The 18,104-nt window shown below is 68.3% G+C and carries 14 protein-coding genes; 8 read left to right on the top strand and 6 right to left on the bottom strand.

Annotation, left to right across the window (positions count from 1 at the left end):
• The first annotated feature begins 202 nt into the window (after window positions 1-202).
• Together G9V96_RS08790 and G9V96_RS08795 are read left to right on the top strand one after the other, a co-directional pair.
• Window positions 203-1,264 (top strand): glycosyltransferase family 4 protein, encoded by a 1,062-nt coding sequence (locus G9V96_RS08790; protein WP_168582695.1) that lies wholly within the window; start codon window positions 203-205, stop codon window positions 1,262-1,264.
• 207 nt (window positions 1,265-1,471) lie between these two features.
• Window positions 1,472-2,293 carry a hypothetical protein gene (locus tag G9V96_RS08795; protein ID WP_168582696.1) on the top strand — a complete coding sequence of 274 codons (822 nt, stop codon included), beginning with the start codon at window positions 1,472-1,474 and terminating at the stop codon, window positions 2,291-2,293.
• A gap of 235 nt (window positions 2,294-2,528) precedes the next feature.
• Here the strand turns inward: G9V96_RS08795 and G9V96_RS08800 are convergent, their stop codons facing one another.
• Window positions 2,529-3,647 carry a hypothetical protein gene (locus G9V96_RS08800; RefSeq protein WP_168582697.1) on the bottom strand — a complete coding sequence of 373 codons (1,119 nt, stop codon included), beginning with the start codon at window positions 3,645-3,647 and terminating at the stop codon, window positions 2,529-2,531.
• 600 nt (window positions 3,648-4,247) lie between these two features.
• Here G9V96_RS08800 and G9V96_RS08805 point away from each other — a divergent pair.
• Complete coding sequence (locus G9V96_RS08805; RefSeq protein WP_168582698.1) at window positions 4,248-4,922, top strand: hypothetical protein; 675 nt, start codon at window positions 4,248-4,250, stop codon at window positions 4,920-4,922.
• Between the two features lie 176 nt (window positions 4,923-5,098).
• On the opposite strand, the gene G9V96_RS08810 is transcribed toward G9V96_RS08805, so the two are convergent.
• Both G9V96_RS08810 and G9V96_RS08815 read right to left on the bottom strand, forming a co-directional pair.
• Window positions 5,099-6,136: a Glu/Leu/Phe/Val dehydrogenase family protein gene (locus G9V96_RS08810; protein WP_168582699.1), complete on the bottom strand. Its 1,038-nt coding sequence runs from the start codon at window positions 6,134-6,136 to the stop codon at window positions 5,099-5,101.
• Window positions 6,137-6,398: 262 nt separating this feature from the next.
• Window positions 6,399-7,217: a hydroxymethylpyrimidine/phosphomethylpyrimidine kinase gene (locus tag G9V96_RS08815; protein WP_168582700.1), complete on the bottom strand. Its 819-nt coding sequence runs from the start codon at window positions 7,215-7,217 to the stop codon at window positions 6,399-6,401.
• 84 nt (window positions 7,218-7,301) lie between these two features.
• Between G9V96_RS08815 and G9V96_RS08820 the strand changes: the two genes are divergently transcribed.
• Window positions 7,302-8,819: an ATP-dependent DNA ligase gene (locus G9V96_RS08820; protein ID WP_168582701.1), complete on the top strand. Its 1,518-nt coding sequence runs from the start codon at window positions 7,302-7,304 to the stop codon at window positions 8,817-8,819.
• 227 nt (window positions 8,820-9,046) lie between these two features.
• Here the strand turns inward: G9V96_RS08820 and G9V96_RS08825 are convergent, their stop codons facing one another.
• Window positions 9,047-9,508: an SRPBCC family protein gene (locus G9V96_RS08825; RefSeq protein WP_226913242.1), complete on the bottom strand. Its 462-nt coding sequence runs from the start codon at window positions 9,506-9,508 to the stop codon at window positions 9,047-9,049.
• Between the two features lie 160 nt (window positions 9,509-9,668).
• Here G9V96_RS08825 and G9V96_RS08830 point away from each other — a divergent pair, with 160 nt between their 5' ends.
• From G9V96_RS08830 to G9V96_RS08845, 4 genes are all read left to right on the top strand, one after another.
• The gene (locus tag G9V96_RS08830; RefSeq protein WP_168582702.1) at window positions 9,669-10,964 is read left to right on the top strand and encodes an acetyl-CoA hydrolase/transferase family protein; all 1,296 of its coding nucleotides are present in this window, start codon (window positions 9,669-9,671) and stop codon (window positions 10,962-10,964) included.
• 305 nt (window positions 10,965-11,269) lie between these two features.
• The gene (locus G9V96_RS08835; RefSeq protein ID WP_168582703.1) at window positions 11,270-13,651 is read left to right on the top strand and encodes a M14 family zinc carboxypeptidase; all 2,382 of its coding nucleotides are present in this window, start codon (window positions 11,270-11,272) and stop codon (window positions 13,649-13,651) included.
• A gap of 44 nt (window positions 13,652-13,695) precedes the next feature.
• Window positions 13,696-14,061, top strand: coding sequence for an ArsC/Spx/MgsR family protein (locus G9V96_RS08840; RefSeq protein ID WP_168582704.1), 366 nt, complete (start codon window positions 13,696-13,698; stop codon window positions 14,059-14,061).
• A 391-nt stretch (window positions 14,062-14,452) separates the two neighbouring features.
• A complete protein-coding gene (locus tag G9V96_RS08845; protein ID WP_168582705.1) occupies window positions 14,453-15,454 on the top strand; it encodes a DMT family protein in 1,002 nt (333 codons plus the stop codon).
• On the opposite strand, the gene G9V96_RS08850 is transcribed toward G9V96_RS08845, so the two are convergent.
• Complete coding sequence (locus tag G9V96_RS08850) at window positions 15,374-16,057, bottom strand: exonuclease domain-containing protein (RefSeq protein WP_210424366.1); 684 nt, start codon at window positions 16,055-16,057, stop codon at window positions 15,374-15,376. The genes G9V96_RS08845 and G9V96_RS08850 overlap by 81 nt on opposite strands.
• Complete coding sequence (locus G9V96_RS08855; protein ID WP_168582706.1) at window positions 16,054-17,913, bottom strand: DUF294 nucleotidyltransferase-like domain-containing protein; 1,860 nt, start codon at window positions 17,911-17,913, stop codon at window positions 16,054-16,056. Before G9V96_RS08855 ends, G9V96_RS08850 begins: the two co-directional genes overlap by 4 nt.
• Between the last annotated feature and the right edge of the window lie 191 nt (window positions 17,914-18,104).

Raw genomic sequence — 18,104 nt, forward strand, 5'->3', positions numbered from 1 at the left:
GAGCCCGCGCGGCTCGCGCACCACCCCTCGGCCGCTGCCCTGCCGCGGGGCCTGTGCGTTGCGCGAACCATTCAGCGCGCGTGGGTGATCTCACCGGCGCAACCCTGGTGCCGGACGCGATTCGGCTGGTACTCCTGGACAGAGAGCCCACCGCCAGGAACTCAGACCTGGGGGTGGCGTCGCGGCGCGAGGAGGGGTCCACATGAAGGTCGCAATCAAGTTCGGTTCGTTCAGCGGAGGGCCTGCGGTTGACGCGCAGGGACGGCTGGTCGGCCATGAGGCGGTCACCACGCTTGCTCGGCGACTGCTACGGGTTTTCCCTGGCGCTTCGATCGTCGGCCCCGCCGCGCGCCGCTGCGACGGCTTCGACATGGTTCCGCTGGAGTTCATCGACGCCGCCGACACCCTCGTCATCAACATGGACGTCATCGACTCCCTGGCCGTGTGGCAGACGCTGCACTCCAGCGGCGCCGAACCCAAGCTGATGAACTTCGCCTGGCAGAACCCCTCGCACTTCCACCACCGGATCAACTTCGCCGCGATGGGGTTGTCATTCGCGCTGTTCCCGACCTTCTGCAACTCCGAACGCACCGCCGGTGAGGTATGTGAGGTCATCGAGCAGTGGGTGACGGCCCCGTTGGCCAACGCCTCTCGGGTCGCGTGGGTCAACCTCGGCGTCGATATCGAGCACGTTCAACCTCGCAGCGAGCCCGAGGTTCCGGTCGTGCTCTACCCGGCCATCTACGTCTCCGAACGCAAGCAGCCACGCGCCTTCCTGGAGGTCGTGGAGCGGGTGGCCAAGAAAACCCCGGTGCGGGTCGAAGCCCGCCTGCACGAATCCCACCTGGTCAGCGAGTTCGCCATGAAGCTGTCGCGACGCAAGTGGGCGTGGGTCGGGCCGCTGACCGCCACCAAGGAGGGTTACTGGCAGGCCCTGGCCGGGACCACCGCGTTCCTGGCCACGGCACGCGAGGAGAGCTACGGCCTGGAATACGTGGAGGCAATGCTGGCCGGGGTCATCGGGGTCTTCCCGGATGCGCCGTGGGTGCACACCATCCTTCCGGAGCGCTATCCGTTCGTGTACTCCTCACCGGCGCAGGCCGAAGAGATGTTACTGCGTGCCCTCACCGAGACCGAGCGTTGCCGCCATGAGCTGGATCTATGCGTCGGAGGCGATTTCACGGCGTGGATCAAGGCCGCTCACAACGACGACGACTTCGAACGGGCTGTTGTGGCGCGAGTACACACCTGGTTCGGCAGCTGACGGGTGTAGATGGCCGCAGTGAGCCGCCCCAGGGACGCAGCCACCCGGCGCCCGGCCTAGACCGGTGCTCGACGGCGGGCGCCGACCCATCCGGTAGGTTTGTCCGAGGCTGGCTCGGGGGAAGTCGCCGCGGAGGGCTCAGCGTCCCTCACCTCTACTGGCTCAAGGAGCGTTCATGAGCGTTGACCTTCGCGGGAGCGTGCTGCGGTGACGTTGAGCATCGTCGCGCTCATCCTGGGTGTGCTCGCCTACGGCGGCGCCGGGGCGCGACTCTCCGACGGCGCTCAGGGCGAGGCCCACCCATTGAAATCGTTTGCCTGGTGGGTCGGAACCGGGCTGCAAGGGCTCGGCTTCATCCTGACCCTGCTGGCCCGCCAGCATCTTCCGCTGCTCATCGTGCAAGCCGCCGTGGTGGGGGCGCTTGCGGTCACGGCGCTGATTCAGCACGCCGCCGGGACTCGGCGTCTGCGATGGGTCGACGGGTGGGCGATCTTCGTGGTCATCCTCGGCATTGCGCTGCTCGCAGCCACGACTGTCCCGGGCCCGGCCGTCCCGATCGCGGTCAACCATCTCATCGTGCTCGGGGGTGGGGTGGTGCTCTGCCTGGCAACATTGCCGGTCATCAGCAACCCCGGAGTCAGCGGGCTGCTCTCCGGACTCGGGTTCGCAATCAGCGCCATCACCGCCCGGCTCCTCGTGGCCGATGTCGCGCACGCCATCTGGCGCTTCTGGGAATGGCCGTGGACCTCCTGGGTGGCGGCGTTCCTCCTGGTCGCCGGTCTCGGTCTGGGCCAGGTACATCTGACGCGCGGGCTGGCACGCTCGCACGCGGTGGGCGTCCTGGGGACGAACTACCTCGCCAGCACCGTCGTTCCGGCCGGCATAGGAGCGTTCATGCTCGGCGAAGCCCCCCGAGAGGGGACGTGGTGGATGGTCATCCTCGGGCTGTGCCTGGCCCTGGCCGGCTCGCTGTCGCTGCTTCGCCCCGAGGCCGTCGCTGAACCCGAAAACGCCCCCGCGCCCCGCTGAGGTCTACCGCTCCCCGGTTCCTCGTCCGGCGCCGAACCATGCCGCTACCTGATCGATGTTCGTGCACGCCGACACCGGCCCACTGATTCTCGGGACTGACGACGCGTTGGCGAAGGCGGGCCGATTGTCTTAGCTACCACGTGGGATGCCTGACAGGCCAAAACAGGCAGCGCTGCCTATGCGGCGACCGCTGGGAACCTGCCGTTGCCGACGATCCCTGCCTCCCAGCCAGGCACTACTTCCCGGGGTTCAGCGCTTTGCGCCCAAGCGGTTCGGCTTGCAGGTGCAGGTGCTGGTGCGCACTGCTCGTGGCCACCATCGCGCCGGCTGATCCGGCGGTCGGGGCGGCGGGAGTCTTGGTGAAACAACCACGGCTGCTGCCCAGGGCACGCAGACCCACGAGGTCGCCGACCCCCCACTGTGCCGGTTTCTCGGTGGTAGCGGGGTTCATGATCTGCTGCGGGTCTGGCTTGACCGGGTGATCCAGCCCTACGACGTGCCCCAGTTCATGCATGAGCACCTGGCCCCACGTCCCGAGTTTGCCTTCTGAGCGGCCAGCGCCGAACCCGGTGGGCAGTCCGTGCGATGGGTCCAGCACGACGTAACCCTGCAACGCTCGACGCCATGTGTATCGGCCGACCTTCTCGGGGCTGAGCTGGTAGAAAACCCCGCCCACCCCGAGCACATCGCGGGAACTGCGTAGATATCCCGACTCCGAGGGGGCGGCGTAGGCCACGACGAGTTGAGTGCCGGCGGGGTAGTCATCGGGGGTCTCGGTTGACCGGGCGCCGGGGACGACCTTGGTCGTCCCTTGGTACTTGAACCGCAGCCCGGTTGCCAGCGCAACCTGGTTGACGGCGGCGTGGACGTCCTTCTCGGCGCCCTTGGGGGCGTGGGCGACGTTGACCCGGTAGCCGATCGGGGTGCAGGGATTCCACCGCACCGACGGTGCGGTCAGGAAGGAGTAGGAGTGGGTGTCGCCCCGGCCGACCCCGACCGTGAAGTTCTTCGTCGTCGCGCCCGCCCGAGCGGTGGTGGCCGGTGCGTGAACGCGGTAGATGCCCACGCCGGGTTCGGCAGTGGGCAGTCGCAGCGAGTAGCGACCGGTGGTGGTGGACGAACCGACTGTCTTCCACGTGCGGCCCACGAGTTGCTGCAGATGGACCTCGCGGGCTTCGTCGGCGCTGACCTGCCCGCGCACCAGAACCCGCACCCCGACCGGAGCCACCGTCGAAGACGGCACACCGGTAAGCGTGGTCGGTGCGGCAGCTTGAGCGCTCGTCAACCCGGCCGAGCCAGCCGTTAAAACGACCAGCGCGGTGGCAGAGCCGATCCGCCAACCCCCATGACGCATAAGTGCATCTCCCTTGTGATAAGGCGCACACGCATCGACCTTCGACGTCTCGCCGATGTGGCCGTGGTCCCCGAATACCCCGGCCCCACCCCCCGGTGCGGACCTGTGCGACAGCAGCAGCTGTGATTCACATTCTGGCACGGGGGCGGCCATGGCGCTAGCGGGTCGGACGTCTGGCTCAGCCTCTTTGATCCGGTGCTGTTGCAGGTCAACGGAGTTGCGCCGGGGATCCAAGGAGCGCGGGCGCCCCAGATACCGCTCGTGCCCAGCTTCGCCTTGACGCGTGACAGCGCTCCCGTGGCGGTCACCCTGGGCTATCACTACCAATCCTGCACTCCCACAATGCTTTTCGACCGGACGCTGACCCCGGCGTCGATCGCCCATCTACCGGTACCTTCGGTCCGGAGTGGCGTCAAGAAGGCGTACGGTCAAGGTGTGGAGACCCCCGCAACGGCTAGACCGTATCCCTCGCTTCAATCGATTTTCGACCTCAGTGCTCAACGTCTCGACACCGACAATCGCGCATGGCTAGTGGCCGTCGCGCGGTTGGTTGGCCGGATCGATGAGCCCCCACCCACCCCTACGCAGTTGCAGCAAATCGTGCACTCCCTGCAAGCGCGCGCCGACCTACCCTCGGGCCCCATCCGGTATGTCGAGCGAGAAATGTATCTCGACCTGGAGGACGCCCACCACACCGTCGAGGTGCGGGCCACGGTAGCTGAGGGGCGTCCGCCCTATGTGGCCACCCTTGGCTTCGGCTCTGCAGGTCTCCTTGCGCTGGCATTCACCCGCTCAGGGGTGTTCGCCGCTGATGAGCCCCGCCGCGCGTCCCATGTCCTGCTGGCTGATGTCGAGGCTCTCATCGTCGATTGCCGTGCTTTGGCCGAGACCGCGGCGCACAGCCTTGGCTATCGCGGCCGAGTCGAAATGTTGGTGGGCATCGCCTGCGATGTCCCCGGGCAAGCTCTCCGATTGCGGCGCCTCGACCACGAAACCGGGGAGATGGCACCCGCGGATGAGACGAGCTCTTTCGAACCGATCATCACCTCCTTCGATACTGATCCGGCCTATCCGGACCGCGCAAAGTGGTGTTGGGACGTGGCGCAACGTGCCGCCGATCGATTCGGAGCACCCGCACCCCAACTCGTTCTGCCGCCGGCGCCGCAGGACGATGGCACCCCCAAACCAGCTGGCATCCCTGGCCCTGAGCGTGCTGCCTGGCGCCCGAGGACTCATCCCGCAAACCGAGTGCGAATGGCTCCGCAAGAGCGCTGAACCGCCCGTCACGGGGGGCTAGAGCCTTGCGCCCCGCGTGTCGGGTGTCGCGTCTCGTGCCGGTGGGCCAGGCAGGCTGCGATGACCGTCATGGTCACCGCGCAGCAGTGTCGTCAACCGGCGCTCGGGGATGGTTGTGACTGCTCGCGTCCAACGCTCAGATAATCGCTGCCGGGTCAACGCCCGGCAGCGATGCGTGCGGCCGCTTGCCGTAGCGCGAGCTCCAGCGGGGTCAGCCCCAGCTCATCGGCTTCGGCAACCAGCTTCAACACGCGCGGGCCGATCGCGTCGACGCTCGCTGAGAGTTGGGCATCGTCCCAGTTCAGCGACCGGGCGTGTTCGTGGATAGCACCTCCGGCGCCAGCGACGATGTCGGGAACATAGGTGATGCCGCGTTGGGCCAACGCCTCCTCGGCGCCGTCTTCCAGGGCATCGTTGGCCGAACCGGCAACCACCGAACACTGCAGGCGCGCGACGACCTCCGGGGTGAGCGTGCGCGCCGCGGCGCACGGGGCGAACACGTCGCAACGGGCATACGGTGCGTCGACGACGTCGATGGGCCTGCCGCCGACCTCTTCAGCGACCCGGTCGGCGCGCGCGACGTCGATGTCGGCGATCAGCACCGTCCCACCGTCAGCGGCGATGAAGCGCGCCAGCACCGAACCGACCGCGCCGGCCCCTTGCACCGACACCGTCAACCCTTCCAGGGAGGCAGTGCCGAACCGGTGCAACACCGCAGCGCGCATCGCGGCGAACACGCCGCGCGCCGTCCACGGGGAGGGGTCGGAATCTGCGCCGAGCACGAGCGCGCCGCCTGCGCGCACCGCAAGGAGGTCGGTGTGGGCGGTTCCCATCTCCACGCCGGGGATGTAGTGCCCGCCCAACTGGGCAACGAACTCCCCGAGGCGCACCATCAGAGCCGCGCGCTCCTGGGGCGTCTGGGGCTCCCGACTGCCCAGAACCACCGCTTTGCCGCCGCCGTAAGGCAATTCCGCCAGCGCATGCTTGAGCGTCATCGACGCGGCCAGCCGCTGCGCCTCGAGCAAGGCATCACGGGTGGAGTCGTAGAGCCTGCATCGCACCCCGCCCAACGCCGGGCCGAGCGTCGTGTCATCAATGACGATGATCGCCTTGAGCCCCACGGATTCGTCGTGGCAGGTGATGATCTGCTGGGAGGACCAGAGGTCCAGGTAGGCAGCGGCAGGCGAAGCCATCGTCCCTCCATCGCTCGAACGGCGCAGGTCCCGCGACGAGGCGGGGTAGGCATCGTCCCACATCATGCGGCGCGACGAGGCGCGCTACGCCCACGAGCAGATCAAGCCGTTGGCGGCGTGCGTGAACTGCGGTGGTTTGGCCTGGGCATCGAAGACTCCGGCGCTTCGGTGGCTGGCAGTGAGCACGCTCCGCGTCGCACACCATCGAAGGCAGTCACCGGGCAGGTCACCTGGGCGCCTCAGCGGCAGGTGGGCCCAGTGATCAGGCGGGGCCGCCCTGCCAGAGCGCATCGAACGGCGCCGCCGAAGCGACACGAGCGCGAATGCCCTGAGTGATGAAGGTCTTTGCGGCCCGTGCTGCCTCCAGCGGCGTGGCGCCCTTGGCGAGCTCAGCGGTGACTGCCGCGGCGAGGGAACATCCAGCACCGCTGACCGCGACCTCACCGATCTTGGGTTCGGACAGCACCTCGGTCGTCTGCCCGTCATAGAAGACGTCGATGGCATCCGGGCCGGCCATCCGCACCCCGCCCTTGGCCAGGACGACTGCGCCGGAACGCTCGTGGATGATCCGTGCCGCCTCGATGAGCTGTTCCACGGTGTCGATCGCCGCCAAGCCCGACAGCGACATGGCTTCGAACTGGTTCGGGGTGACGAACGTGGCCAGCGGCAGGACCTGCTTCTGCAAGGCCAGGTCGGTGTCCAGCGCCGCACCGGGCTCCTGCCCCTTACAGATCAGGACCGGGTCGAGCAGGAGCTGCTTGGGCCGCTGCTCACCCAGAACCCCCGCCACGGTGTCGATGGTGGCCGGAGTGCCGAGCATCCCAACCTTCACGGCATCCATCGTGTAACAAGCGAACTCGACCTCGAGCTGGTCGGCGATGACCTGCGGGTCGACGGGCACGAACCGGTGACCCCACTGCGCCTTAGGGTCGAAGGAGACGATGCAGGTCAGGGCGGCGATACCGAAGACTCCGCGAGCTTGGAAGGTCTTCAGGTCGGCTTGGGCCCCGGCTCCACCGGTGGCCTCAGAGCCGGCGATGGTCAGTGCGATGGGCGGGGGCGGCAGAAGTGAGTCAGACACCCCTCCAGTTTGCGCTACTTTGCGTGGCCGGAAGTCCTTGGGTATCCCAGGAGCGATAACTGGTCACGAGCCGCACACTGAATCATGCTCTTGACCAGCATCGTGCAGACCTCAGCGCGGATAGCGTCCACCCGCTCGCGCACGGCGAAGGTCGACGAACTGACCCAGACACTCCTGGAAGCACAGCGGCACGGGGTCGTCGGCCTCGCCGCGTCCTACCTGTCCGGGACGTTGCCGCAGCGCCGCACCGGCGTCGGTTATCGCAGCCTGAACGACCTACCGGCCCCGGCGGAAACCCCGAGCCTGACGCTGCGCGAGGTGGATGAAGCCATCACGACGCTGGCCGAACAGAGCGGCCCCGGCTCGGCCACGCGCCGGGCCACACTGCTGGGCCAGCTTTTCGGCCGAGCGACAGCGGCGGAAGCGGCCTACCTGAGCGGGCTACTCACCGGCGAAGTGCGCCAGGGCGCGCTGGACGGGCTCATGCTGCAGGCGATAGCCCGCGCGGCTGGCGTCAGCGAGGCGCAGGTGCGCCGAGCGGTGACGCTTGCCGGGTTCACTGTTCCGGTCGCCGAGGCGGCGCTCAACAGTGGGGCAGAGGGACTGGCCCAGATCCGCCTCGAGGTCGGCAGACCGCTACGACCGATGCTGGCCTCTTCCGCTGCCGACATCCCGGCTGCCATGGCTGAGACCGGCGAAGTGGGACTGGAATACAAGATCGACGGCATCCGGCTGCAGATCCACATTCAGGACGGGGCCGTAGCCCTGTTCACCCGCACCTTGGAAGATGTCACCGCCCGGATGCCCGAGATCGTCGAGGCAGCCCGCGGTTGGCAGCTGTGCAGCGCCGTGGTGGACGCCGAGGCGGTGGTCATGCAACAGGGCCGCCCCGCCCCGTTCCAGGTGACCGGATCGCGCACTGCAAGCCAGAGCGACCCCGAGCTGCTGCGGGCGCACAGCCCGCTGCACGGGTACCTGTTCGATCTGCTGCACCTGAACGGCCAGGACTTGCTGGAACGCCCCGCCGCCGAACGGTTCGCGGCGCTGGCAACGCTGGCGCCCGCCGATCAGCTCGTGCCACGCATCGTTACCAGCCAGGTCGAACGCGCCCAGGAGTTCTTCGACACTGCCGTCGCCGACGGTTTCGAGGGTGTTGTCGTGAAGGATCTGGGCGCGACGTATGCCAGTGGACGACGCGGGTCCGGCTGGGTGAAGGTCAAACCGCGGCACACCCTGGACCTGGTGGTGGTGGCCGTCGAGTGGGGTTCTGGGCGCCGCCAGGGGTACCTGTCGAACATTCATCTCGCCGCCCGCGACCAAGACGGGTTCGTCATGCTGGGCAAGACCTTCAAAGGGATGACCGACGAGATGCTCGCCTGGCAGACCGCCCGCTTCCTGGAGTTGGAAACCGGGCGTGACGGTTACGTGGTTCAGGTGCGCCCAGAGCAGGTCGTCGAGGTCGCCTTCGACGGTTTGCAAACCTCGCGTCGCTACCCCGCCGGGTTGGCCCTGCGGTTCGCTCGGGTGCTGCGCTACCGCCAGGACAAGAGCGCCGCCGAGGCCGACACCATCGACAGCGTCCGGCGACTTGCGGGCCGCTGAACGACCCGGCCGACGGCCGCGTCACGGACTCCGCCCGCCGAGAAGGTGACGGCGTCCCCGAAACGCGCCTGACCAAGGCCAGGGCGCCGGTGGCGGCGCCGCGGGCGGGCACCGCCTCACCACCCCTGCGACCTGATCGCCAACCAGCGGCTCCCCGCGCCGGCGCTACGCGACTAGAACGCGACGCCACACGCGCCCGCCAAGGCGCTACCTCAGCGGGGCGCTGCTCAGCCGAAGAGTTGCTGCAACCGGATCAGGGAGGCGCGGATCGATTCGGCGTTGCGTTCCGGAGCCTTGATGATCTCCAGGGCTCGCACCGAGCGCGCGGTCGAATAGTCGAAGATCTCGGTGACCAACGTCGTGCCGTCCGCTTGCGGCTCCAGCTCGAAACGCCACCGGTGCCCGCCCATATGCATCCACTCGATCAGGCGGCCCGGCTCCAACCGCGTGACGGTGTTCGTGATGGCGTACGGGACGCCCATCTTCATCGAGACCCGGAAACGGTCGGACTGTTGCAGCTCGCGCGGTCCGATCACGTCTGGGCGCAGCGTGCCGCTGCCGTCGAACTCATGGTGACGGTGCGGGTTGGACAAGACCGCGAAGATCTCCTCGGCAGAAGCAGTCACGCGGGCTTGTCGGGCAACAGCCTGGGGCCCGCGATCGACGATGGTCACGCTCATGGGTTCCATGCGCACACCCTACGAAGCCGGTCTCGTCGACGCGACAGGTCAGCGACCTGCCGCCCGCGTCCGACCGGGCCAGTAGAGGTCTCACGCGCTTCAGCGCCCCAGGGCGGTGTCGGGGTCTAGGCTCAAAACCAGCTACCCCCTCGGCCCAGGAGAGAGAAGCATGACCGCTCACCCGAAGTACGTGCAGGCCCGCCGCGAGGCCTACGACGCACTCGACCTCATCCAGGACGGGGACACCATCGTCGTGCCCACTGGTGTCGGGGAACCGCCGACCATCCTCGAGGCGCTTTCGCAGCGGCGCCGGGACTTCCACGATGTCACGATCAGCCAGATCCTGCCGTTGCGCCCCTTCGAGTACATCGACCCCGACACCGTGGAAAACGTGCGCCACCAGGCGTACTTCCTGGGCGGGCCGACCCGTAAAGGCGCCCAAGCCGGGTGGATCGACTACCACCCGAACTACTTCAGCGAGATGCCGGCACTGTTCCGCGAGGGCTACTTCCCCGCCGACGTCGTGGTGAGCATGGCCTCCCCGATGGACCAGCACGGGTACTTCTCGCTCGGTCTGGCACCCGACTACACGATGGCCGCGCTCAGCAAGGCGCGCACCGTCATCCTCGAGGTCAACCCGAACGTGCCCTTCTGCTTCGGGGACTGCCACATCCACATCGACCAGGTGGATGCCGTCGTCGAGGACGAGCGCCCGCTGCTGGAGGTCGGCCTACCGACGATCGGCCCCGTGCAGCAAGCCATCGGCGGCTACGTCGCCGACATGATCCCCGACGGCGCCACGTTGCAGATCGGCTACGGCGCGATCCCGGACGCGGTCGTCATGCAGCTACTGGACAAGCAGGACCTGGGGGTGCACACCGAGATGATCGGTGACGGCATCCTTTCGCTGGTCGAAGCCGGCGTGGTCACCAACACCCGCAAGAACATTCACCGCGGCAAGATGGCGGCCACCTTCGCCCTGGGCAGCAAGAAGCTCTACGACTACATGGACCGCAACCGGGCCTTGGAGATGTTGCCGGTGGACGTCACCAACGACCCTTACCTCACCGGGCAGATCGACTCGCTGCACGCCATCAACGGCACCATGCAGATCGACATGATCGGACAGTGCGGTTCGGAGAGCCTGGGCGCAGTCCCTTACTCCGGCACCGGCGGACAGACCGACTTCGGCCGAGCCGCCAACCGCTCACGGGGCGGTAAATCATTCATCGTGCTGCCCTCCACGGCCAAAAACGACACGTTGTCCCGGATCGTGCCGACGCTGACCCCGGGAACCCACGTCAGCACCACCAAGAACGACGTTGATTTCGTCGTCACCGAGTACGGGGTAGCGCAACTGCGCGGCCGCAGCGCCCATGCCCGCGCCCGCGCCCTCATCGGCATCGCTCACCCCAAGTTCCGGGACGAACTGACCCAGCAGGCCGAACAACTGCATCTGCTCTGAGCAGCGAAGAACCCCGCCGATAGCGCCCCATCCGCAGGCTCTGCCCCCGGACGCCCGGACCGCGATCACCGTCGCGAGCCGGGCGTCCTTGCAGCTGGCCCTGGGGTGAAATCCGCCTCGCTCCTATCCGGGGTGAGTCCCGCGCCCGCCCCGACAGGGCCGGCGCCGGGCACGGCCTCTTCCGGCGTCTGAATAGTCCGACTCGATTTCGCTGGGCACACGAGGCCGCCGGGCTCTAGCCTTGCCCCAGTTCCCTTGCACGACAAACCTGTCGGGAGCTCTACTGCGTTCTATCAGGAGACCCTATGAGGCCCTCTCGCGTCCTCGCCGTTGCAGGTTCACTACTACTGACCGGCTCTGTGCTCACCCCGATTCCGTCCGCTGCAGCAGCAACCGCTGACGGAACTCCGGCACCGAAGGCCGGTCGTTGCGACAGTGTCACAACCACTCCCACGTTCCGCGGCAAAGTCCCCTCGCCCTCGGCATTCATCGGTTATGAATTGGGCCGCCGCAAAGTGACGAGCTCCCAGGTCAACGGCTACCTCAAGGCCGTAGACAAGGCAAGCGACCACGTCGTTTCGGGTACGTTCGGTCGCAGCTCCACCGGCACGCCCCTGACGTACGCGCTCGTGGGCCGCTCAACCTCACCGGCGCGGATGAAGCAGATCAAGAGGGACATCACCCGCCTGCAAGACCCCAGCACCCCGGCTGCGGAAGCCGCGGCCATCGCGGCGCGCACCCCCGTGGTCATCTGGTTGATGGGGGCGGTGCACGGCAACGAGCCAGCCTCGGCCGACGCCCAGTTGCGGGTGCTGCACGAATTGGCCGATCGCAGCGACTGCGTGACCTCGCGCATCCTGGACGACGCAATCGTCGGCATCGTGCCGCTACAGAACCCCGACGGGCGTGACCGCAACACTCGCGCCAGCGCGGCCGCCTTCGACCTCAACCGTGACTGGTTCGCCCGGACCCAGCCCGAGACCCGCGCCAAAATGCGTCTGCTGCGCAGCCTGCCTGGCCAAGTGGTCATCGACGAGCACGGGATGGGCGGCAAGGGGTACTACTTCCCGCCGAACAGCGACCCCATCTACCACGAGGCGGCGGCCCAACCGACGTCGTGGATCAACGGCATCTTCGGGCGGGCGAACTCTTCGGCGTTCACCGCCTCAGGGCTGTCGTTCGAGACCTACGAGGCCGGTTTCGACCTGTTCTACCCCGGTTACGGGGACACCTCCCCGACGCTGAACTTCGGTGCTGCCGGCATGACCTTCGAGGTGGGCCAGGAAGCACCGTTCGACCAGCAGGTGAACAAGCACTACGTCTCGGCGATGGCCTCGCTGTACGCCGGTGCGCAGAACAAGCGCACGATCCTGCGTCAGTACCACCAGCAGTGGGTTCAGGCCAAGGCCCAAGGCCAGGCCTGCCAACTGCAACCCAACCGCACCCAGAACCCCGGCAACTCGGTCACCTATGAGGTGCCGGGACGCAAGGTGTGCGGGTACTTCCTGCGAGAAGAACCCGGCAAGGAACGCGATCTCGCGCGGATCATCGGCCTCCTGCAGGATGACGGGGTGAGCGTGCACCGCCTCACTGCACCGCTGGTGGTGCCGGACTACAAGGCCTACGGGCGCCCCGCCGCCAAGACAACCCTGCCCGCCGGCACCTACTGGGTCTCCCTCGCGCAACGCCAGAAGCACTGGGTCCAGACGATGCTCGGCGAGAACACCTATGTGCCGTTCCCGTACTTCTACGACGTCAGCGGATGGAGCGCCCCGCTGCGCGCGAATGTCGCCGGCGGTTACACCGGCCACCGCTTCGACGGTGCGCGAATGCAGGTAGCTCCCAAGGCGAAGTTGCCGAAGGCCAAGACCCCGGCGTCCCCGCCCTCGATCGCGGTCCTCACGTACTCGGCGAGCGCCACGAACCCCTCGCAGAGCACCGGGTGGCTGCAATGGAAGTTGGGCCAGGACTGGCGGCTTCCGTTCACGACGATGCTGCCCTCGCAGCTCAGCGCAGCGGCGCTGAAGGACGTCGATGTGCTCTTGGTGCCCGACCTGGACGCCAAGGCTGTCGCCGCGGCCCTGGGGACGGAGCGAACCAGCGCCCTGAAGGATTGGGTCGATGGGGGCGGTCACCTGGTCGCGTGGCGCGGCGGTGCCCGGCTGGCAGCGACCTCGGGCCTGACCACGACGATGCTCAGCGACCCCAAACAGGACGTGCCGGGCGTGCTCATCCGCGCGAACGTCACCCGACGGGGTCCGCTGACCGCCGGTGTCGGCGAGCAGGTGTGGGCGATGTACAACTCCGACCCCATCCTCAAACCGGCGCGACCTGCCGACGCGATCCTGACCTACCCCGGGGCTAAGTCACCCGACTGGTTCGTCTCCGGTTTCGCGCCCGGATCCACCGAGGTGGCCGGCACGGCTGCCGCCACCAGTGAGTCGCTGGGTTCCGGAACGGTGACGCTGTTCGCCTTCGAGCCGAACTTCCGCGGCTTCACCGACGGCAGCGCCACACTCATCCGTGACGCGATCCTCGCCTCGCGGGGGACGATTCTGGCCCCCAAGGGCGGGCTGACCTCAACCTCGGATCTGACCAGCCAACGAGCGGCCTCGGCACGCGCGGCCAAGCAGCTCGACGGTGGGCGACCCGACGGCGAATTCGACACCCGCGCGTCACACCGGTGATCGCTTAACCAGCGGGAGGTGGAGTAGTCGGGCAGGATGCGGTCATGGCTGAATTGACGATCCTGCACAATTACCGCTGCTCCACCTCCCGCGCGGCACTGACGGCGATCGAAGAAGCCGGCCTGGACGTCCAGGTCGTGCGCTACCTGGACACCCCCCTGCTGGAACCGGCTCTGCTGGACCTGCTCGACATCCTGCGGGACTCCCCCAGCGACCTGGTCCGCCGCGACGAGACGTTCACCGAACTCGGCCTGAGCGAGGACGACGTCCAAACCAAGGAACAGGTCGCCGCGGTCCTTGCTGAGCACCCCAAACTCATGCAACGTCCGGTCCTCATCGCCGACGAGGTCGCCATCATCGGACGCCCCAAAGACCGGGTGCCGGCCTTCCTTGACGAGATCTCCGACTGAGCCGCCGGCTTGGCCAGAGGATCACACCTACGGTCCACGATGACCGCCACTGCTCGCAGTGGGGTGGGCCTGCGGGTTGTTGCACGGCAGCTCCGGTGAGCTCGTTACCGGTGGCTCCCTGCCGCAGCTAGCCCCGGCCGCTCGCGGCCGCGACGGGTACATCGTGGTCGCGCCCTCAGGCTTACCGGTGTCGTCGCGAACCGGTGGCCGGCACCGGATGCGCGACGCCGGATGACACCGGGTCCGCGACAAGTGGCGGCATCGCTCACCGACCTCCTCCGGGACAGCCCGTAGTTCGATCCTGACCTCCTACTCCAGGCGTACGGGTGGCCGCTCAGGGCGCTACTCCAGACGGTTCCGCGGGCATACCCCGTGCAGCGAGGGTGAAGTGGTGGACACCTCGCTCATGGGCATTGCAGCGGCAGCCGTCGGCGCCGTGTGCTTCGCGGCCGCAGCCGTGCGCCAGCACGATGCAGTGAACTGCACCGCCGACGCCGAAGGCGTACCAGCAGTGAACCTGCGCGACCTGGCGCGCGACCCCGCCTGGTTCGCCGGTGCGGCACTCCTGCTGTTCGGCGGTCTCATCCAGATCGTCGGGCTCAGCCTGGCCCCCGTTGTGCTCGTGCAGCCGGTGGGGGTTCTGGCGGTGCCGTTGGCTGTTGTTCTGGCTGCCCGCCGTCACGCGCGGGCCATCGAGCCGCGGGTGCTGGCTGCGGCGCTGCTCACCGTCTTGGCCGTGGTGGCGTTTGTGCGCATCGCCGCTCAGCATTCGTTCCCCGCCCCTTCGTTGGATGTCACGCGCACCCTGCTCGTCGGCTCGGGTTTCGCGCTGTTGATCATCGGTATCGTCGCCGCCGCCGATACCGGCCCGCAGCGGTGGTCCTCGGTGGCTTGGGCGGGTGCGGCCGGGCTAAGCTTCGGGGTCTCCTCGGCGCTGCTGCGCGGGATCCTGGTGCTGGCGCCTGCTGCCGTCGGTTGGGGCTGGCTGCCGGTCGTGACGTTCGGCGGGCTCGTCGCCGTGGGATTCGCGCTGGGGGCGGTGCTGGTCCAGCGGGCATATGCGGGTGGATCACCGGAGGTCGTCCTCGCCACCCTCACCGTGAACGACCCGCTCGCGGCGGTGCTCTTCGGTCTCAGCGCCCTGGGTGAGGGCGGCGCGTGGGGTGCGGCGACCTGGGCTGCGCTGACGGTGAGCGCGGTAATCGCCGCCTTCGGGGTGAGCCTGCTCGCCCGCCACCACCCGCAGGCACCGCACGCGCCGCAGGACCTATCGAGCCCGCTAGATCCGCTGTGCGCGCCATCGGTCGGGGCGTCACCGTGCGAGTTGCCCGAGCCGGCCCTGGCCTCGCTCACTCAACGCGATCGACTGCGCGAGCCAGAGTTCAGCGCATGACAGGGCGTCCGTGAGCGCCTCGTGGGCGCGGTAGCGCGGCAATCCGTGCGCCGCCCGAGCCGCCCCTAAGCGCAAGCTGCCAGCCCGTGGGTCGTCCCAGGCAGTCGTGGTGAGCCGTCGCTGCAATTCCAGGGTGTCCACCACCCTGACCGGTAGCGGGTGGCCGTACACCGCGCGGCAGGCCGCGCTGAGGAACTCCTGCTCGATGGTGGCGTAGTGAGCCAGCAGCACCCGGCCGCGCAGCGCCGCCAGCAATTGCGCGAGGGCTTCGGCCAACGGGACCCCGGCCGCGACGGCGTCGTCGGTGAGGCCGTGGACCGCCGCGGACTGCCCGACCTCACCCTGACTGCGCACCACGATGTGCCGAGCGCCCGAGAGGTTGATGACATTGCCGTCCACGGGGACGAACCCCACCGAGAGGATGCGGTCGGTGCGGGCCGAAAGTCCGGTCGTCTCCAGATCCACGGCAAGCAGCGGCAACTGCTCAGCCGGGGTGTCGTTGGCGGGGACGGGCACGTCGAGGTAGTCGCGCAACGGGCCCTCGGAGACGCTGCGCTGCACCCGACGTCGCTGCGCGTTCGCCCCGATCGGCCACCAACTCACGAGATGTACCCCAGCGGGTGGCGTCCGGCGAGCACGCCCTGCGCGGTGCGCACCACCCCGAAAGCGTCCCGCAGATGCCGCTTCTCAAACGAGCTCAGCTCTTCGGGGGAGACGAAGTTGTCGGGGATCCCCCGCTCCCGGACTTGGCGCGCCTGGTGGCGCAGGCGCACGTAGGCGATGAACTCCAGAGCGTCCTTGAGGTCGGCGGTGGCTGCCGCTGACATTCCACCGGCCGCGGCCACCGCGTCCAGGCGGGCTTGCGTGCCCACCTGCGGCAGACCGGCCGCGAGCGCGGCGACCCGGGCGAGGTCTACGACGGGGCCGACGCCGCGATGCTTGAGGTCCAGGGTGCTCTTATGCTCCCCCTCCTTTTCCAGCACCAGGCCGCGGAACATCCCAATCGGGGGTGCGTGTTCCACGGCTTGCTTGGCCAGGTGGGCGAGGAAGATCTTGGCGTTCGGGGTCATCGCGAGCACGCCCGTGCGCAACCTGGTGCACAGCTCCAGTTCCCCGGCCACCGCCCGCATGTCGAAAAAGATGGTCGCGGCCAGGACCGCATCCGGGGTGGGTTCGCTGATCCACTCGCCGAATTGGCGACGCCAGGTCGCCAGCGGCTGCCGCCAACGGGGCGTGGTGGCCATCACGTCCCCGGGGCAGGGTGGGTAGCCGCAGGTGACCAGGCCGTCCCGGACGAAACCGGCTAGGTCGGCGAAGTAGGCGTCGTGTTCGCGGGTCACGTCATCGCTGAGGATCAGGGCGTGGTCCTGGTCTGCGCCCAGCGCCTGCTCGCGGCGTCCCTGGGAACCCAGCGCCACCCAGCAGTAGGGAACCGGCGGCGGCCCGAGTTTCTCCTCGGCCAGGATCAATAGCCGGCGCTGCACGGCGTCGGCGACTGCAGTGACGACCCGGCCGATGTCCTCGGCGCTGGCGTCCTGGGCGACGAGACGCTCCACCAGGTCGGGCAGGCGGGCGGTGGCCAGCGCGATGTCTTCGGGCTGGTTCTGCCGGGAGATGTCCTGGACGACGTACAGCGGGTTGGATTGCTCCAGGCGGACCAGGTCGGTGCTGGTGATGATGCCGAGCAGGTCCTGGCCGTCGGTGACCGGCACATGGTGGATGCCCCTGGCGAGCATGCTGAGCAACAGTTCGAAGGCGAGGGTGTCGGCGTCTGCGGTCGTCGGGTTCGGCGTCATGATCTGGGCTACCGGGGTGCTCGGTGGGAGCCCGTCGGCCAGCACCCGGTTCCGGAGGTCGCGGTCGGTGACGATGCCGACCACCTGCGGGTCTTGGACCAGCAGCGAGGAGATGCGCTCGCTGCGCATCAGTTGCGCCGCCTCCTGCACGCTGGCCTGGGGTCCGATGGCCACCGGCGGGCGGGTGACCATGTCACGCAGCCGCGTCTTCAGCACCGCGGTGCCGGAGTCGGAGACGGCCACGCTCTGCACGGCGGCGTGCAGTCGATGGGCTTGTTGGAGCAGGAAGTAGGAGGAGAACGCTGCACTGGACTCCACTAGCCGGTGGAAGCTGCTCGCGGGCAGCTCCAGGATCAGGGTGTCTTCGAGGGCCGTGACGGAGAAGCCGTACGGCGGCGGTTGGACTAGGCCCGTCACGCCGAAGCTGCCGCCGACGTCGACCCGTTCGACCAGGGCTCCGGCGGCGTCGTGCACGTCGACCGCACCGGCCCGCACGATCGAGAGGTGTTTCACCTCGTCGGCGGGGGTGGCCAGCACGCTGCCGCGCCGGTAGTAGCGCACGGTCAGCTCCCGCGGCAGCGCCTGCAGGCTTTGTTCGGGCAGCTCGGAAAAGGGTGGGTGCGCGGCGAGAAAGTCTGCGATCTCGGCGAGTTCGTCGTCCATGGTGCCGGAAGAATGGCATGTGGACGCCCGGTGTGGGTACGGGCTGGAACCCCCGGGGTCGCTCGGCGGGCGTTCCCGCCTGCCGAGCGGCACCCACACCGGCCGACGGGCCAGGCGCCCCGCCCCCGGGATCGCCCGGCGAGGGGAATAGCACCGAGGCACCGCCGGTTAGCACTCTCGACACCAGAGTG

The organism is Gephyromycinifex aptenodytis, assembly GCF_012277275.1.
Taxonomy (GTDB): Bacteria; Actinomycetota; Actinomycetes; order Actinomycetales; family Dermatophilaceae; genus Gephyromycinifex; species Gephyromycinifex aptenodytis.